General features: G+C 69.6%; 13 protein-coding genes. 5 read left to right on the top strand and 8 right to left on the bottom strand.

The annotated features are described in order from the left end of the window. Positions 1-24 precede the first annotated feature (24 nt). Positions 25-1,206 (top strand): Kelch repeat-containing protein, encoded by a 1,182-nt coding sequence (locus AVR91_RS37535; protein WP_228709445.1) that lies wholly within the window; start codon positions 25-27, stop codon positions 1,204-1,206. Positions 1,207-1,268: 62 nt separating this feature from the next. On the opposite strand, the gene AVR91_RS37530 is transcribed toward AVR91_RS37535, so the two are convergent. Genes AVR91_RS37530 through AVR91_RS37505 form a run of 6 tightly spaced genes read right to left on the bottom strand, consistent with a single transcriptional unit; the run spans position 1,269 to position 10,098 of the window. Beyond that, the gene (locus AVR91_RS37530; RefSeq protein WP_063272007.1) at positions 1,269-2,372 is read right to left on the bottom strand and encodes a uroporphyrinogen-III synthase; all 1,104 of its coding nucleotides are present in this window, start codon (positions 2,370-2,372) and stop codon (positions 1,269-1,271) included. Then, the gene (gene nirD / locus AVR91_RS37525) at positions 2,369-2,716 is read right to left on the bottom strand and encodes a nitrite reductase small subunit NirD (protein WP_063272006.1); all 348 of its coding nucleotides are present in this window, start codon (positions 2,714-2,716) and stop codon (positions 2,369-2,371) included. The genes AVR91_RS37530 and nirD overlap by 4 nt, the downstream gene beginning before the upstream one ends. Continuing rightward, positions 2,713-5,217: a nitrite reductase large subunit NirB gene (gene nirB / locus AVR91_RS37520; protein WP_063272005.1), complete on the bottom strand. Its 2,505-nt coding sequence runs from the start codon at positions 5,215-5,217 to the stop codon at positions 2,713-2,715. The genes nirD and nirB overlap by 4 nt, the downstream gene beginning before the upstream one ends. Further along, complete coding sequence (locus AVR91_RS37515; RefSeq protein ID WP_063272020.1) at positions 5,217-6,575, bottom strand: nitrate/nitrite transporter; 1,359 nt, start codon at positions 6,573-6,575, stop codon at positions 5,217-5,219. The genes nirB and AVR91_RS37515 overlap by 1 nt, the downstream gene beginning before the upstream one ends. A gap of 29 nt (positions 6,576-6,604) precedes the next feature. Continuing rightward, positions 6,605-8,032, bottom strand: a complete 1,428-nt coding sequence (locus AVR91_RS37510) for an FAD-dependent oxidoreductase (RefSeq protein ID WP_063272004.1) — start codon at positions 8,030-8,032, stop codon at positions 6,605-6,607. Continuing rightward, positions 8,029-10,098: a molybdopterin oxidoreductase family protein gene (locus AVR91_RS37505; RefSeq protein WP_228709444.1), complete on the bottom strand. Its 2,070-nt coding sequence runs from the start codon at positions 10,096-10,098 to the stop codon at positions 8,029-8,031. The genes AVR91_RS37510 and AVR91_RS37505 overlap by 4 nt, the downstream gene beginning before the upstream one ends. A gap of 364 nt (positions 10,099-10,462) precedes the next feature. Here AVR91_RS37505 and AVR91_RS37500 point away from each other — a divergent pair, with 364 nt between their 5' ends. From AVR91_RS37500 to AVR91_RS37490, 3 genes are read left to right on the top strand one after another with little or no spacing between them, the layout of a single operon-like run. Then, a complete protein-coding gene (locus AVR91_RS37500) occupies positions 10,463-10,987 on the top strand; it encodes a PadR family transcriptional regulator (protein ID WP_063272003.1) in 525 nt (174 codons plus the stop codon). A 15-nt stretch (positions 10,988-11,002) separates the two neighbouring features. After that, positions 11,003-11,683, top strand: coding sequence for an ABC transporter ATP-binding protein (locus AVR91_RS37495; RefSeq protein WP_063272002.1), 681 nt, complete (start codon positions 11,003-11,005; stop codon positions 11,681-11,683). Then, complete coding sequence (locus tag AVR91_RS37490) at positions 11,680-13,923, top strand: FtsX-like permease family protein (RefSeq protein ID WP_063272001.1); 2,244 nt, start codon at positions 11,680-11,682, stop codon at positions 13,921-13,923. Before AVR91_RS37495 ends, AVR91_RS37490 begins: the two co-directional genes overlap by 4 nt. On the opposite strand, the gene AVR91_RS37485 is transcribed toward AVR91_RS37490, so the two are convergent. Then, the gene (locus AVR91_RS37485; RefSeq protein ID WP_063272000.1) at positions 13,924-14,721 is read right to left on the bottom strand and encodes a TIGR02569 family protein; all 798 of its coding nucleotides are present in this window, start codon (positions 14,719-14,721) and stop codon (positions 13,924-13,926) included. A gap of 105 nt (positions 14,722-14,826) precedes the next feature. Here AVR91_RS37485 and AVR91_RS37480 point away from each other — a divergent pair, with 105 nt between their 5' ends. Beyond that, complete coding sequence (locus AVR91_RS37480; protein ID WP_228709443.1) at positions 14,827-15,795, top strand: hypothetical protein; 969 nt, start codon at positions 14,827-14,829, stop codon at positions 15,793-15,795. A 346-nt stretch (positions 15,796-16,141) separates the two neighbouring features. Here AVR91_RS37480 and moeZ read toward each other — a convergent pair whose 3' ends face one another. Continuing rightward, positions 16,142-17,320 (bottom strand): adenylyltransferase/sulfurtransferase MoeZ, encoded by a 1,179-nt coding sequence (moeZ, locus tag AVR91_RS37475; protein ID WP_016331501.1) that lies wholly within the window; start codon positions 17,318-17,320, stop codon positions 16,142-16,144. Positions 17,321-17,427: the final 107 nt, after the last annotated feature.

Raw genomic sequence — 17,427 nt, 5'->3', positions numbered from 1 at the left:
AACACGGCGGCGACCGTCGAGGACATGAGCACACAGACGGAACCCCGGACGACGGCGAGCGGCTGGGCGGCCACCGGCGACCTGCCCTGGGCACGCCAATGGGACGGCATGAACGAAGGCCCGGTCCTGCTGCCGGACGGCCGTGTCCTCGCCGCGGGCGGTGGCAACAACCGCGGTGCGGTGACGTACGCCGACGCCGCGCTCTACGACCCGGCCAGTGGCCAGTGGACGGTCACCGGATCGCTCGCGACCAGCCGCCGCCTGCATTCGCTGACCGTCCTGCCGGACGGCAAGGTGCTGGCGGCGGGCGGTTTCCACGGCCATCCGTCCACTTCGCCCAACATCCTCACCTCCGCGGAGGTCTTCGACCCGGCGACCGGGACCTGGAGCCCGACCGGCTCGATGCACACCGCCCGCTGCAACCATCACGCGATCGCGCTGGCCGACGGCCGGGTGCTCGTGATGGGCGGCGGGAGCGAACGGCCGCCGATCGATTCCCTGGTGATCGCGGCGGCGGAGATCTACGACCCGGCGACGGGCACCTGGACCGAGACCGCGCCGATGATCCACGCCAGGGCGGCGTTCCCCGCGGTGCTGCTGCCGGACGGCAAGGTGCTCGTCGCGGCGGGCCTCGTCGAAACCGGCGGCGACCTCGTCGGCCTGACCTTCTGCGAGATCTACGACCCGGTCGCGGGAACGTGGAGCCCCACCACGCCGATCGGCACGCCGGTCCCGCTCGAAGCGGGACGGCCGCGCGTCGGCGCGCAGATGGTCGCACTCGCCGACGGGACCGTGCTGCTCACCGGCGGCCACACCGGCGGGCCGCAGAACTGGAACTACGCGCCGTTCAGCCTCGGTGAGTCCGAACGCTACGACCCGGCCACCGGCAAATGGACCGACGCGGCGCCGATGAGGATCCCGCGCGACGAATTCCGCCTGATCCGCTTGGACTCCGGCAAGGTGCTGGCCATCGGTGGCCTCGAATACGGCGGGTACGACGCCGGGTACCAGAACTCCGAGATCTTCGACCCCGCGACCGGGCAATGGGGTCCGTTGCTCGGGCTCACCATCGGCAGAGCGAAGTTCGGTGCGGTCGAACTCGCCGACGGCCGCGTCCTCATCGCCGGCGGCGCCGCCGTGCTGGCCAACGCCGGCCCGGACGGCAACCACGTCCTCATCACCAAAACCGACCTCTTCACCCCGTGACCCACTCCCCGCATTTCGTCCTCTGAATGCGGTCTTCGCATTCAGAGGACGAAATGCGGGCGTCAGGGGTCGACGGCCAGCCGGTAGCCGCGTTTCACCACCGTCTGGACCAGTTTCGACGTGCCCAAAGAGCTCCGCAGGCGGCCGATGGCGGTCTCGACGGCGTGTTCCTCGCCGCCGTCGGGGAGCGCGGAGACCAGTTCCCGCCGTGAGAACACCCGCCCCGGCGATTCCGCCAGCACCCGCAGCATGGCCATCGGCGCGGGCGCGATGTCGCACCACTGTCCGTCGACCAGCGCCGCCTGGCCCCGCAGTTCGATACTCCGCCCGCCCGCGGTCAGCCGCGGCGAGCGGGCTTCGAGCGCGTCGGACACCGTCCGCGCCAGCGCCCCGATCCGCGACCGGGTGGGCTGCACCGTCGGGATCCCGAGCGCGGCCAACGGCGCCGCGGTGATCGGCCCCACGCAGGCCGCCACGACCCGTTTCTCCAGCGCTCCCACCACTCCCGGCAGCCGTCCGGTCCGCTTCGCCACCGCCAGCAGGGACGCCGCCGCGGGCGCGCTGGTGAACGGCAACGCGTCCACCGAACCGTCGAGGACACCGTCCAGCAGCCGGTCCAGCGGCCCGGGATCGGACGGCCCGACCCACCGGTACACCGGCACCTCGATCACTTCGGCACCCGCCGAACGCAGACTGTCCACAAAGTACGGAAGCGGTTCGCCGTGCAGCTGCACCGCGATCCGCTGACCGTCCACACCGGAATCGAGCAGATGTCTCAGTACTTCTGCGTTGCTCTCCGAGGCGGGCGAGTAGTCCTCCGAAAGCCCGGCCGCGCGGATCGCGCCCTTGGCCTTCGGGCCGCGTGCGAGCAGCGAAGACTTCCCCAGTCTGGCCAACAGCTCCTCCCCCAGCCCCCAGCCCTCGGCCGCCTCGACCCAGCCGCGGAAGCCGATCCCGGTCGTCGCGACGACGACGTCGACCCGCTCTTCCAGCAGGCGCGTGGTGGCCGACCGCAGTTCGGTGTCGTCGGCGAGCGGCACGATCCGGATCGCCGGGCCGTAGCGCACGGACGCACCTTTACGCACGAACAGCGCGCCGAGCTCGTCAGCCCGTCGCGCCGCCGTGATCCCGATGACGAATCCCGCCAGGGGAAGGACTTCTGTCACGGCGAGAATTCCACCTCCACCACACCACCGGTGACCCGGACCCGATACGCGGCGACCGAGACCCCTTCGGCGTCGAGACAGGATCCGTTCCGCAGATCGAAGCGTTCCTTGTACACCGGCGAGGCCACCACGGGAACGCCGCCCGCGTCGCCGACGATGCCTCGCGAAAGCACCGCCGCACCGCTGATCGGGTCCACATTGGACAGCGCGTACCACCGGTCGCCGGGGAGGCGGAAGATGGCCACCTGTGTCCCACCGTCGAGCAGGGCCGCGACACCGGACCATTCGGGGACGGCGCCCGCCGCGCAGACGGCGGTCCAGGTGCGTTCGATCGACGTCGTCACTGTTTCACCTCCGGGATGCCCAGCAGCACGGGCACCTTCTGGTCGCGTTCGGTGCGGAACGAGATCGTCGGATCCGGGGTGCCCGGCGCGTTGACGAACGAGCTGAACTTCGCCAGCTTCTCCGGATCCTCCAGCACGCCACGCCACTCGTCGGCGTAGTCGCCGACGTGTTTGGCCATCGCCGCGTCGAGGTCCTCGCAGATGCCGAGCTTGTCGTCGACGATCACCGCGCGCAGGTGGTCGAGCCCGCCTTCCATCTCCTCGACCCACGGCGCGGTGCGCTGCAGCCGGTCGGCCGTGCGGACGTAGAACATCAGGAACCGGTCGATCGTGCGGATCAGCGTCTCGGTGTCCACTTCGGACACGAGCAGATCGGCGTGCCGCGGGGTCGCGCCGCCGTTCCCGCCGACGTAGAGGTTCCAGCCCTTGTCGGTCGCGATGATGCCGAAGTCCTTGCTCCGCGCCTCCGCGCATTCCCGCGCACAGCCCGAAACGGCCGACTTCAGCTTGTGCGGCGAGCGCAGGCCGCGATAACGCAGCTCCAGCTCGATCGCGAGACCGACGCTGTCCTGCACGCCGTAGCGGCACCACGTCGAACCGACACACGACTTCACAGTGCGCAACGACTTCCCGTACGCGTGCCCCGACTCGAAGCCGGCGTCGACGAGCCGCCGCCAGATCAGCGGGAGCTGGTCGACGGTGGCGCCGAACAGGTCGATCCGCTGGCCGCCGGTGATCTTGGTGTACAGCCCGAAGTCCATCGCCACCTGTGCGATCACCATGAGCTTCTCCGGCGTGATCTCGCCGCCGGGGATCCGCGGCACCACCGAGTAGGTGCCGTTGCGCTGCAGGTTCGCGAGGAACTTGTCGTTGGTGTCCTGCAGGGTCGCCTGCTCGCCGGCGAGGATGTGCCCGTTGCCCAGCGTGGCCAGGATGGACGCGATCGCCGGTTTGCAGATCGCGCAGCCGGTGCCGGTGCCGTAGCGGTCGATCATCTCGCTGAACGTGGTGATCCGGGTGGCCTGCAGGATCTGGAACAGCTCCGCGCGCGACTGCGTGAAGTGCTCGCACAGCGCCTTCGACTGCTCGACACCGCATGCCGTCAGTAGCTTGCCCAGCAGCGGGACACAGGAGCCGCAAGCGGTTCCAGCCCGGGTGCAGCCCTTGATCTTGGCGACCGAATCGCAGCCCTCTTCGGTGATCGCGTGCGTGATCGCGCCCTTGGAGACCGCGTTGCACGAACAGATCTGCGCCGCGTCCGGCAGCGCGTCGACACCGACCGCCGCTCCGCCACCGGCCGGGGCGAGGATCGCGCCCGGTTCGGCGGGCAGCGGCCTGCCGACCATCGCGCGCAGCGTGTTGAACTCGCTCGCGTCGCCGACCAGGACACCGCCGAGCAACGTCTTCGAGTCGTCCGAGACGACGAGCTTCTTGTACGTCCCGGCGACAGCGTCGTTGAACGCGACCTCCAGGGCACCCTCGGTCGCCGCGTGCGCGTCACCGAAGCTGGCGACGTCGACGCCCATGAGCTTGAGCTTCGTCGACATGTCCGGCTCGGGGAATGTGCCCTCACCGCCGGTCAGCCGCGCCGCGACGATCTCCGCCATCGCGTAACCGGGCGCCACGATGCCGTACACCTTGCCGTCCACGGCCGCGCATTCCCCGATCGCGTACACCGCGGGGTCGGACGTCCGGCAGGTGTCGTCGACCAGGATCCCGCCCCGCGCACCGACTTCCAGGCCGGACGAGCGAGCCAGATCGTCTCGTGGCCGGATACCGGCGGAGAAGACGACCAGATCGACGTCGAGTTCCGTGCCGTTGCCCAGCCGCGCGATGTAGCGTTCGCCGTCCGGCTCGATGGCGTCGGTCGACGTTCCCGTGTGGACGGTCACGTCGAGATCGGTGATCAGCCGCCGGAGCAGGCCACCGCCGCCCTCGTCGACCTGCAGCGGCATCAGACGCGGCGCCATCTCGACCACGTGCGGCGAGAGACCCATGTCCCGCAACGCCTTCGCGGCTTCCAAACCCAGAAGCCCGCCACCGATGACGACCGCCGAACGACGTCCACGACCGGGCCGCTGCGCGGCTTCCCGGATGGCGTCGAGATCCTCGATCGTCCGGTAGACGAAGCAGCCGGGAAGATCGTGACCCGGCACCGGCGGAACGAACGGCCGCGAACCGGTCGCCAACACGAGCGAGTCGTACGACTGCTCGTATCCGGCCTCGGTGACGACGACCTTGCGCTCGCGGTCCACCGTGGCGACGGCGTCACCGAGCCGCAGCTCGACCAGCGGATCGCCCGCGTAGTCCGCACCTTCCAAGGCGAGGGAAGCGGGATCCCACGTGTCCACATAGGACGTCAGGGCGACCCGGTCGTACGCGGGACGCGCCTCCTCGGCGAGCACCACGACCTGCCACTGGCCGTCCTTGTCCTCCGCGCGCACCGCTTCGACGAGCCGGTGCGCGACCATGCCATGTCCGACGACGACGAGTTTCCGCATCAGACCTCCGCTCCGGCGAGCGCCAGACCTCGGGTGCTCGCCACCTCCGACTGCTGTTTGCGCAGATACACCGCCCACGTGACGGCGAAGCACAGGCCGTAGAAGACCAGGAAGGCGACGAACGCGGGCACCCCGCTCTTCGTGTCCGCGAACGACTGGCGGAAGGCCAGGTTGATGAACAGCCCGCCGAGCGCGCCGATCGCCCCGGCCAGTCCGATCAACGCGCCGGACAGCTTGCGCGCCTTGAGCATCTCCAGCGTCTCGTCCGCGCCCTCGCTGATCGCGACCTTCGCCTTGGCGCGGAAGATCGCCGGGATCATCTTGTACGTCGAGCCGTTGCCGATCCCGGTGAGCACGAACAACACGATGAACGCGATGGTGAACAGCGCCAGCGAATTCGACGTCGAGGCCAGGATCAGCACCACGGTCGCGGCGGCCATGCCGACGAACGTCACGAAGGTGATCTTGCCGCCGCCGATCCGGTCGGCCAGCCAGCCGCCCGTCGGCCGCGAGAACGAGCCGAGCAGCGGGCCGAGGAACGTCACCGCGGCCGCCTGCAGCGGCGTCCGGCCGAACTGGTTCTGCAGCACCAGGCCGAAAGCGAAGCTGTAGCCGATGAACGAACCGAAAGTGCCGACGTAGAGGAACGACATCACCCAGGTGTGCGGGTCCTTGACGACCTCGCGCATCGCCTTGGTGTCGCCCTTCATCGAGGAGAGGTTGTCCATGTAGAAGTACGCGCAAACCGCCGCGACGACGATCAGCGGGATGTAGATCGCGAGCACCACCCGAGGCGCCGTGGCGCCGACGGTACCGATGACCAGCAGGCCGATCAGCTGGATCGCCGCCACGCCGAGGTTCCCGCCGCCCGCGTTGAGCCCGAGCGCCCAGCCCTTGTGCTTCTCGGGGTAGAACGCGTTGATGTTGGTCATCGACGACGCGAAGTTCCCGCCGCCGACCCCGCCGAGCGCGGCGATCAGCAGGAACGTGCCGAGCGAGGTGCCCGGCTCCATCGCGATCGCCGCGAGGATCGTGGGCGCCAGCAACAACAACGCACTGATGATCGTCCAGTTCCGGCCGCCGAACTTCGCCACCGCGAAGGTGTAGAGCGGCCGCATCAGCGCGCCGATCAGTGTCGGGGTCGAGACGAGCAGGAACTTGTCGGCGGCCGAGAACCCGTACTGCGGGCCCATGAACAGGACCATGACCGACCACAGTGTCCAGACGGAGAAGCCGATGTGCTCGGCGAGGATGGAGAACCAGAGGTTCCGCCGGGCGATCTTCTTCCCGGTCTCCTCCCAGAACCGCTCGTTCTCGGGATCCCAGTGCTCGATCCAGCGCTTTCCACGAGCTGCCATGAGGTCCTCCTTGGTGGATGCGTTCGGGTTCACTGGGCGGCCAGCCATTTCGCGACCCCGCCGACGGCGTCCTTGCAGCCGCCGCAGCCGGTCGTCGCGCGGGTCGCCCCGGCGAGGGCGGCGACGTCGGTGGCGCCGCCGCGCCACGCTTCGACGAGCCGTCCCTTGGTCACCGCGTTGCAGCGGCAGATGACCGCCGACGCGGGCAGATCGGCCGGGCTCGAAGCCGACGGCGCGCCCGGCGGCAGCGAGCGTCCTAAAAGGACCGCCAGCCGGTCTTCGGGCACCGGGGTGCCCCGGTCGTAGAGCTGCGTGATCGTCGCGGCCGCGTCGGGCAGGCCGAGCAGGATGGCGCCGGCCACCCGATTCTCGCGGACGACGAGCTTTCCGTAGCGGCAGCCCGCCGGGTCGCTGAAGGTGAGCACCTCGGCGGTCGGGTCGTCCGCGCCGGTCATCGTCTCGCCGAGCGCGGTGAGGTCGATGCCGCGCGCCTTGAGCCGGGTCACCGCCTGGGTGCCGCGGTAGCGTGACGCGGATTTCGTACCGGTGACCAGATCCGCGACGACGGCGGCCTGCTCCCAAGCGGGTTGCACGAGCCCGCCGAACGCGCCGGGATGCTTGGCGCAGTCACCGATCGCGTGGATCCGGCCGTCGCTGGTGCGCAGCAGATCGTCGACGACGATGCCGCCCTCGACGGTCAGCCCCGCGTCCACGGCCAGTTTCGTCTCGGGCCGGACGCCGGTGGAGACGACGATGAGATCGGCGGGCACGTGCGTGCCGTCGTCGAGTTTGAGCCCGTCGCCGCTGACGTACCGCGCGGCCCCGACACCGAGCCGGAAGGCGACGCCGAGTTCTTCGAGCTTCCTGGTCAGCACCCGGGCCGATTCCGCGTCCAGCTGACGTTCCATGATGTGCGGCATCGGATGCACGACGGTGACGAGATTCCCGCGGCCGGCGAGGCCTCGCGCGGCTTCCAGCCCGAGCAGCCCGCCGCCGAGGACGGCGACCGGCGCGCCCAGCTTGGCGGCGTCGAGAATGCGCGCGCAGTCGTCGAGGGTGCGGAACGCGACGACGTCCGGGCCGGGTTCGAGCCCTTCGACCGGCGGCATCCACGGGTTGGCGCCGGTGGCGAGCACGAGCGCGTCGTAGTCCACAGTGGACCCGTCGTCGAGGTGGACCCGTCGCGCGTCGCGGTCGATCGACGTCGCGGAGACCCCTCGGCGCAGATCCGCGCGGGTACGGGACGGCCATTCGTCGTCGTGCAGCCGGACGGCCTCGGGCCGCATGGTGCCGGCGACCACCGACGAGAGCAGCACCCGGTTGTAGGCGGTGTGTTCCTCCGCGCCGACGACCGTGAGCCGCACGCGCTCGCCCTCGGGATCGCGGCGCTGGATCTCGTCCGCGAGCCGCGCGCCCGCCATCCCGTATCCGGCGATGACCACCGACCGGGGGCTCACGCGACGGCCTCGGCCGGGGCGAGCGCGACCGCGCACACCTTGAACTCGGGCATCCGGCTCGTCGGGTCGAGCACCGGGTTGGTCAGCAGGTTCGCCCGGCCCTCACCGGGGAAATGGAACGGGAGGAACACCAGATCGGGGCGCAGCGACGCCACACAGCGGACACGTGCGACGGTCTCCCCGCGGCGGGAGCGCACGAGCGCGAGGTCGCCCTCGGCCAGCCCCGCGCGGGCAGCGGTGTCGGGATGAACTTCCACGAAGGCCTCCGCCACGACGTCGTTGAGTTCCTTGACCAGCCGGGTCTGCGCCCCGGACTGGTAGTGCTGCAGGACCCGTCCGGTGGTGGCCTGCAAGGGGAATTCGGCGTCCGGTAGCTCGGCCGGGCCGACGTGGTCCACCGGCACGAATCGCGCGCGGCCGTCCGGGTGGGCGAAGGAGTCGAGGAACATCCGCGGCGTGCCGGGATGCGACTCCGCCGGGACGGGCCAGTAAAGGGCTTCGCCGTCGCGGAGCCGGTCGTAAGTGATGCCCGAGTAGTCGGCGACGCCACCCTTGGACGCGCGGCGGAGCTCGGTGAAGACGGTCTCGGCGTCCGCCGGGAAGCGTCCTTCGGGCTGGCCGAAGCGGCGGGCGAGTTCGGAAAGCACGTAGAGATCGGTCTTCGCGCCCGGTGGCGGATCGATCGCCTTGCGCCGCAGGATGATCCTGCCCTCCAGGTTGGTCATCGTGCCGTCCTCCTCGGCCCACTGGGTGACCGGCAGGACGACGTCGGCCATCGCCGCCGTCTCCGAAAGGACGAGGTCCGAGACCACCAGGAAGTCCAAAGAGGACACTTTGTCCTGGATCTTCCCGGCGCCGGGTGCGGAAACGACGAGATTGCTGCCGAACACCATCAGCGCGCTCGGCCCGTCTTCGGTGCCGAGCGCCTCCAGCAGCTCGACGGCCGAACGCCCCGGCCCCGGCAGGGATTCCGGCGGCACGCCCCACACCCCGGCGACGTACTCGCGTGCGGCGGGATCGTCGATCTTGCGGTAGCCGGGCAGCTGATCGGCCTTCTGCCCATGCTCACGTCCGCCTTGGCCGTTGCCCTGGCCGGTCAGGCAGCCGAAACCGGACCCCTCGCGCCCCGGCAGACCGAGGCCGAGCGCGAGGTTGATCCAGGCGTTGACCATCGCGGTGCCGTTGGCGTGCTGCTCGGTGCCGCGCGCGGTGAGGACGTAGGCGTTGCGGGCGGCGGCGAGCTTGGCGGCGACACGACGCTGGTCCGCGGCGGAGACGCCGGTGATCTGCTCGACGCGCTCCGGCCACCAGGCCGCGACCGACCGCCACAGCTCTTCGAAACCGTTCGTCCTCGAGACCACATAGGACTTGTCGAGCAGGCCTTCGGCCACGACGGCGTGCAGGATGCCTTGCGCGAGCGCGAGGTCGGTACCCGGCGCGGGCTGCAGGTGCAGTCCGGCCAGTTCGGCGGTCGGCGTGCGGCGCGGGTCGACGACGATCAGGTCCGCGCCCCGCAGATGCTGGGTGAACGGCGGCATCGTCTCGGCCGGGTTCGCGCCGATCAGCAATACCGCGTCGGCGTCGGCGAGATCCGTGACCGGGAACGGCATCCCGCGGTCGGCGCCGAACGCCTTGATCCCGGCGGCGGCCGCCGACGACATGCAGAACCGGCCGTTGTAGTCGATCTGCGACGTGCCCAGCGCGATCCGCGCGAACTTCCCCAGCAGATAGGCCTTCTCGTTCGTCAGTCCGCCGCCGCCGAAGACGGCGACCGAGTCAGCCCCTTTGGCCGCGCGGATCTCGGTGAGGCGCTTCGCGACGAGGTCGAGGGCCTGGCCCCAGGTCGCGGGCCGGAGTTCGCCGTCGACCCTGATCAGCGGCGTGGTCAGGCGGGACGGCGAGGTGAGCAGTTCCCCCGACGTCCAGCCCTTCTGGCACAGACCGCCGGCGTTGACCGGGAAGTCGCGCGGGGCGACCCGGGCGCCGTCGAGGCTCATCCCGCACTGCAGGGCGCAGTACGGGCAGTGCGTGTCCACCGCGGTCACGGTGGGGGCGGCGAGCGGCACGGGCACCTCCTCCAGGCGTCGATAGCGCTTGAAGGTAGGTAGGCCGTGTTACCTGAAAACTCCTGAATGTTTCAGGCGTTTGACATTGCCCGCCGCCGATGGACGTCACACCGTGAACTCCGCGCTGTCCGTGAAGGCCTCCTTGAGGGACCCAGAGTCCCTCAAGGAGGCCTTCACGGACCTGCGCTAGCCCCTGGCCGCGTCGCGATGCGGCACATGTCCATGGGGGGGCCGAAGGGGCCCTTCACCGCATGCCACGCGGCGAAGGGAGCTTTCACCACGTCACATGCGACGAAAGTCCCCTTCAGCAACTATTCACTCTATGTATAGACCGTGCGTATACACGCTGTGTATAGTCGCCCGCATGTCCATCGGGAACACCCTGCTCGGCCTGCTCGAAGCCGGCCCGAAGCACGGCTACGACCTCAAACAGCTCTACGACAAGCAGTTCCGCCAAGACCGCCCACTGCACTACGGGCAGGTCTACTCGACACTGAACCGGCTCTTGAAGAACGGCCTCGTCGAAGAGAACGGCGTCGAAGCGGGCGGCGGTCCGGACCGGAAGCGGTACGCGATCACCGACGCCGGCGTCACCAACGTCGAGGAATGGCTGAAGAGCCCGGAAAACCCCTCCGTCTACCTGCAGAACACGCTGTACACCAAGGTCGTGCTCGCGCTCCTGTCCGGCCGCGGCGCCCAGGATCTGCTCGACGCGCAGCGGAGCTCCCACCTGCGCGCCATGCGCGAGCTCACCGCCCGCAAAACCGACGGCGACCTCGCCGACCAGCTGATCTGCGACCACGCGCTGTTCCATCTGGAGGCGGATCTGCGGTGGCTGGAGCTCACCGCCGCCCGCCTCGACGACCTCGCGCGCCAGCTGGCTCGCTGATCTGGGGACCACACAGTGGAAACACCGTTGTTACACGGGCTGGGCCTGCACAAGGCCTTCGGCCCGAACCAGGCGCTGACCGGGGCCGGGTTGACGCTCGAACCCGGCGAGATCGTCGCGGTCATGGGGCCGTCGGGGTCCGGGAAGTCGACCCTGCTGCACTGCCTGTCCGGGATCGTCCGGCCCGATGAAGGTCAGGTGCGCTTCCGCGGACGTGACCTCTCGAGCATGTCCGACGCCGAACGCAGTGCCCTGCGGCGCACCGAATTCGGCTTCGTCTTCCAGTTCGGGCAGCTCGTGCCGGAGCTGACCTGCCTGGAGAACGTCGCACTGCCGCTGCGGCTGGGCGGGATGAAACGCCGCCCGGCGGAACGGATCGCGCGCGGCTGGCTCGACCGGCTGACGGTCGGCGACGTCGGCGGCAGCACACCCGGCCAGGTTTCCGGCGGGCAGAGCCAGCGGGTCGCCATGGCCAGAGCGCTGGTCACCGAACCGTCGGTGATCTTCGCCGACGAACCGACCGGCGCGCTGGACACGCTCAGCGGAGAACTGGTCATGCGCCTGCTGTCCGAGACGGCTGAACAGACCGACGCCGCCGTCGTCCTGGTCACCCACGAACCGCGGGTGGCCGCCTACTCCGACCGGGAGGTCATCGTGCGCGACGGCCGGACACGTGAACCGGCGGTGACCCGATGACCGGGCGCGAAGACCTGATGCTCGGGTTCCGGCTGGCCGTCGGGGGCGGCCGGGGCTCGATCGTCAGGCTCGTCCTGAGCACGGCCGGCATCGGGCTCGCGGTCGCGATCCTGCTGCTCGGCGCCTCCGCGGGCACCATCAAGGAGAACCGCGACCAGCGGACGTTCGCCGCTTCCGTGCGCAGCGAACCGATCCCGGGCGTCGCGCCATTGGACTACAGCGCGACGACGACCGACTTCCGCGGTCAGGCGATCTCGCTCGTCCACTTGCGGCCGACGGGCCCGAATTCGCCCATCCCGCCGGGCGTGGACCGGCTGCCCGCACCGGGCGAGGTCTTCCTTTCGCCGAAACTGGCCGAACTCGTCGCGTCCGACACCAGTGGGCTGCTGCGGCCGCGTCTGCCCGGTAAGCCGGCCGGGCTCATCGCCGAAGAGACCACGCTCAATCCGAACGACCTGCTCGCCTACGTGGGCACGGACGCGATGCGGGACGCACGCACGATCTACGGTTTCGGCGCCGAACCCGGCTACCGCGACCTGATCGAGAACGGGATCCTGATCCTCCTGCTGCTCGGGCTCTTCGTCCTGCTCACGCCGGTGTTCATCTTCGTAGGGACGGTCTCCAGGCTCGGCGGTGCCGCCCGGGACCGGCGGCTCGCCGCGTTGCGGCTGGCGGGTTCGTCCCTCGCGCAACTTCGCCGGATCACCGCGGCGGAATCCCTCGCGGGCGCTGCGGCAGGCCTGGTCGTCGGTACCGCGCTGTTCCTGCTCTTCCGCGGCGCGGCGGCGGACTTCCAGGTGTTCCGGTTCGGGGTGTACCCGGACGATCTGACGCCGTCGTGGCCGCTGGTGGTGCTGATCGTGCTCGCGGTCCCGGCACTGACCGTGGCGACGGCCTGGGCGTCCCAGCGACACCTGGTCGTCGAACCGCTCGGCGTCGTCCGCGAGACCGCACCGCCGAAGCGCCGGTTGTGGTGGCGGCTGCTGCCCGTCGTCATCGGAATCCTGTTGATCGCCCCGGATCTGGGTGTCGCGAGCGAACTCGGCCGCTGGGCGCTGATCGGTGGCGCGGTACTGCTGATGCTCGGGATTCCCGCGCTGCTGCCGTGGCTGCTGGAACGCGCCGTTTCCCGGATCAAGGGCGGGCCGCCGTCGTTCCAGCTCGCGATCCGCCGTCTGCAGAGCGACAGCGGGACCCCGTCACGGGTGGTCGCGGGCCTCTGCGTGGTCCTCGCCGGAGCGATCGCGCTGCAGAGCCTCCTGGCTGGACAGGCCGCGATGGAGGCCGATCGCCAAGACCGGACCGGAGGCCGGATCACCGTCTACGCGGACGGTCCCGTGGCCGATCGGGCGATCGCCGCGGTCCGCGCGGTCCCCGGCGCGGCCGATTTCCAGGCGATGCGCTCGCTGTTCGTCGACGGGAAGCGCCAAGACGGCGCGCTCGTGCCCTTCGCCGTCGCCGACTGCGCCACGATCGAGGTGACGACCACCGCGACCGGTTGCCGCGACGGCGACGTGTTCGCCGACCCCTCGTCCCTCCACATAGGACAGTCGGCGAAGATCACGGGCAACGACAAACGGGAGCAGCCCTGGACCGTTCCGGTCACACCGCGACCGTTCGAGATGAAGCCATCGAGCGTCGCCGACTCCCTGGGACCACAAGTGCTCGCGACGCCCGGCGCGATGGCGGGTGTCGACCTGGCCGCGGCCTCGGTCACGGTGAGCCTGCGCGGGACCACCGGGAATCCGGATTTCGTCGAGCTGGTGCGGAACTCGGTGGCGCCGTACAGCGGACAGGTCACCGTGGCGGCTTACAACGGGGAGCGGGCCTCCACCGAGGCCCGGATGTTCGACGACGCGCGGGACATCCTGCTCGGCGGCGCGCTGTTCGTCCTGCTGCTGGCCGGGGTGAGCCTGCTGGTGCTCGCCCAGGAACAGGTCCGTGAACGGCGGCGGGCCCTCGGCGCGCTGTCCGCCACCGGTGTCCCGGTGCGGGTGATCGTCCGGTCCCTGCTGTGGCAGAACGGGATTCCGCTGCTGCTGGGCATCGTGGTCGCGACGGCGACCGGGATCGCCGTCGCCGCGCTGGGCAAGCGGCTGTTCTGGGACGGGCTGTACGTCGACTGGTCCGCGGTCGCGCTGCTCGCCGCGGCGGCCGTCGTGCTGGTGCTGCTGGTGACGGCGTCGACGGTGCCCTCCGTGCGCTCGGCGGCGAGGACGGAGAACCTGCGCACCGAGTGACTACAGCACCGCGCTCACGTCCCGGGCGGCGGCACGAAGACCGTCGTGCGCCGCCCGGGTCGACCGCGGGTCGAGGGCGTTGGCCGCCAGGCGGAAGAGGACGGCCCGCAGGAGGAGCTGCGGCCATTCGGGCAGATGTGCCCAGCGTTCGAGAAGATCGATGGTGGCGCCGCCCCAGGCCAGCGCGTCGACCGCGACGATCGCGGCGCCCCATTCACCGGGCCGGTAGTACGGGACGAAATCGACGATGCCGGGGGCCGCGTCGCCGTCGAACAGCACGCCGGCGAGAAGCTCACCGTGGACGACCTGGTCCGGCAGTTTGACCGGTCTTCGGGATCCCGCCAGTACCTCGAACCAGCGGCCGCCCTTGTTCTCGTCGAGGGACATGTCCGCCTCGCCCCAGGCGAGTTTGTCGGCCAGCGCCTCGAGATCGGTGCGCCGTCCCAGGAAATCCGGCCGGGGCAGACCGGCCGTCGCGCGATGCAGTTTGACCGCCGCGTGCACGACCTCGTCATAGCGGTGCTCGGCCGTGCCGGACACGAACCGGTTCGCCGACCAGCCACCGACCACCCAACGGCCGTCACTGGACCGGACCGGCTTCGCGACCCGCAGCCCCGGCTCGTCGACGGCTTCCAGCGCCCGTGCCGTCCACAGCGTCCGCGACTTGTCCACGACCGGCTTGAGCACGAGATCGTTGTAACGCCAGGAATCGGTACCCGGCATCGGTTCCGCGTCACCGGTACGTCCGCCGAACGCCGAACAGACGTGTTCCGGAGGGCTTTCAAGGGTGGCACGCACGGCTCGGGACGTTACCCCGTCTTCCGTGCCACGAACGAGAAGACGCGCTGGTCTTGAGTAGCGATACTCATGACACGATCGCTTCTGACCTGCCATTCTTCGACCGTGATCCCCCGAACGGCGCAGCGGCGCCTCACCGACGGGCAACTCACCGCCCTCGCGCTCGGTTCACTGTGGCTGCTCGGAACGCTGGGCGCGGTCACCGTGGGCCTGTTGCTCCCGCTGGCCGCGTTCCTGCACGTCCCGTGGATCGCGTTGCCGGTCCCGCTCGTCTCGATCGGGGTGGTCTACCTCGTCGGTTTCTTGGCGCCAGAGGCCTTTCCCGCCGTCGCGAAGCCCTGGCCCCGGCTGGCGTGGGCTTTCGTCGCCGGGACTTCCGGCGTGTTCGGCGCGATCTTCGTGCTGGAGGTGGCGGAGGCGTTCGATCCGTGGTTCGCGGTGCCGTTCCTCGGAGTGCCGGTGCTGCTCGTCGCGGGCGTGTTCGCGCGGGGAATCGGCGTCCAGGTGGGCGCGGGTGTCCTCCTGATGGTGCTGGTCGCGGGCGGGATCGCCGTCCCCGCGTCGCTGCCTTTGGACACCCCCGCCCGGCGGCTCGCCGCGACCGGCGTCCCGCAGGACCGCACCCTCGCCGCGGACCTCGGCCCGCACCGGCTCCCGACCAAGACGACCGAAGACTCCGGATCGCTGATCGTCGAGTACGCGCCCCAGCTGTGGATCTCGCCCGTCTGGACTTTCGCGACCGACGTCGTCGAGAGCTGCGAGACAGCGGTGAAGACCTCTTGGCGCCTCACGAACGCGACCTGCTCCCAAGTCGGCGACGGCGAGTTCGTGCGGCGCGACGCCGAGCGGATCGAGTTCGTGCAGCGGCGTGGCGCGCTGTCGGTGCACGTCGCGGGCAACCACAACTGGAAACCCGAGGAGCTGCGGGAACTGGCCGGGAAGGCCCACCCGCTGACCGACGCCGAGATCATCGCCGCCGTGCCGAAGTCGCGCGGCGGAAACCGGACCGATGTCGTGGCGGGGTTCACGACGTTCGTGCGGGCGATCTTCACCGGCCGCTCGCTCGGCTACTGACGCCCGGGGGGCCAAGGGACCTTTGCTACCACTTCGGGCCTAAGTACATGAAGGCCCCCATCCTGTACCTAGGCGCAAGGAAGGGGGCCTTCATGTACCTCGTCTTGCGGCGTTCGGGCTGTCGAGCGATCCAGCGTTCCGTACCCAAGGAGAGCAAGGGACCTTTGCTACCACTTCGGGCACCCGAGGCTCCGCGCGTGCAATGAAAGTGTCTTTCCTTGCAAATTTTGCAAGGAAAGACACTTTCATTGCAGCGGCCGCCGGAGGCACCCAAGCCGCCCTCCGCGCGTGAAGGCCCCCTTCCCTCGACTCAGCCGAGGGAAGGGGGCCTTCACGCGCAAAAACGTCAGTAGGTCGGCAGGCTCTGGTCGATCTGCCGCGCCCAGGCCAGCACGCCGCCACCGAGGTGGGTCGCGTCCTTGAACCCGGCCTTGTGCAGCGCCGCCAGCGCCTCCGCCGAACGCGCGCCCGACTTGCAGTGCAGCACGATCGGCTTGTCCTGCGGCAGTTCCGACAGCGCCTCGCCCGAAAGGATCTTGTCCTTCGGAATGAGCGTCGCGCCCTTGATGTTCACGATCTCGTACTCGTGCGGCTCGCGGACGTCGATGAGGGCGAAGTTGTCGCCGTTGTCGAACTTGGCCTTGAGCTCCGCCGGAGTGATCGTGCTTCCCGAAGCGGCCGAAGCGGCTTCGTCGGACACGACGCCACAGAACGCTTCGTAGTCGATGAGCTCGGTGATCTTCGGGGTCTCCGGATCCTTGCGGATCTTGACCTCGCGGTACTTCATCTCGAGTGCGTCGTAGCTGACGAGCCTGCCCAGCAGCGGCTCACCGATACCGGTGATCAGCTTGATCGCCTCGTTGACCATGATCGAGCCGATCGAAGCACACAGCACGCCCAGCACGCCGCCCTCGGCGCACGAGGGGACCATGCCGGGCGGCGGCGGCTCGGGATAGAGGTCGCGGTAGTTGAGGCCCTTGCCGTTCGGCGCATCCTCCCAGAACACGCTCGCCTGCCCCTCGAACCGGTAGATCGAGCCCCACACGTAGGGCTTGCCGGTGAGCACGGCGGCGTCGTTGACCAGGTACCGCGTCGCGAAGTTGTCGGTGCCGTCGAGGATCAGGTCGTACTGCTCGAACAGTTCGAGCGCGTTCGACGATTCGAGCCGGTCGGTGTGCAGGTGCACCTTCACGAACGGATTGATCTCGGCGATCGTCTCCTGCGCCGACGCAGCCTTGAGCTTGCCGATGTCGGACTGTCCGTGGATGACCTGACGGTGCAGATTCGATTCGTCGACCTCGTCGAAGTCGACGATGCCGAGCGTGCCGACCCCGGCCGCGGCCAGATACAGCAGCGCCGGGCTGCCGAGGCCACCGGCGCCGATGACCAGCACCTTGGCGTTCTTCAGCCGCTTCTGCCCGGTCACCCCGACGTCCGGGATGATCAGGTGACGGCTGTACCGGGCCACCTCTTCCTTGGTGAGCTCGGCGGCCGGCTCGACGAGCGGCGGCAGCGTGCCTGACATCGGGTCCTCCATCTCGCGTGGATCGCGGGTCGCATCCCAGTATCTACAACACCGACAGGCGGAAACGACTTCCCCTGTTTCATATCCTGGGATGTTCCAGCAGGTGA

The organism is Amycolatopsis keratiniphila subsp. keratiniphila (assembly GCF_001620365.2).
Taxonomy (GTDB): Bacteria; Actinomycetota; Actinomycetes; order Mycobacteriales; family Pseudonocardiaceae; genus Amycolatopsis; species Amycolatopsis keratiniphila.
Note: the sequence above shows the minus strand (reverse complement) of the source record. Positions and strands in the feature narration are given on the sequence as shown.

What these genes read in the sequence shown, in the direction of transcription:
- AVR91_RS37535 (WP_228709445.1), top strand. Translation starts at nt 25, where the DNA reads ATGAGCACACAGACGGAACCCCGGACGACGGCGAGCGGCTGGGCGGCC.
- nirB (WP_063272005.1), bottom strand. Translation starts at nt 5,217, where the DNA reads ATGCGGAAACTCGTCGTCGTCGGACATGGCATGGTCGCGCACCGGCTC.
- AVR91_RS37515 (WP_063272020.1), bottom strand. Translation starts at nt 6,575, where the DNA reads ATGGCAGCTCGTGGAAAGCGCTGGATCGAGCACTGGGATCCCGAGAAC.
- AVR91_RS37500 (WP_063272003.1), top strand. Translation starts at nt 10,463, where the DNA reads ATGTCCATCGGGAACACCCTGCTCGGCCTGCTCGAAGCCGGCCCGAAG.
- AVR91_RS37490 (WP_063272001.1), top strand. Translation starts at nt 11,680, where the DNA reads ATGACCGGGCGCGAAGACCTGATGCTCGGGTTCCGGCTGGCCGTCGGG.
- moeZ (WP_016331501.1), bottom strand. Translation starts at nt 17,320, where the DNA reads ATGTCAGGCACGCTGCCGCCGCTCGTCGAGCCGGCCGCCGAGCTCACC.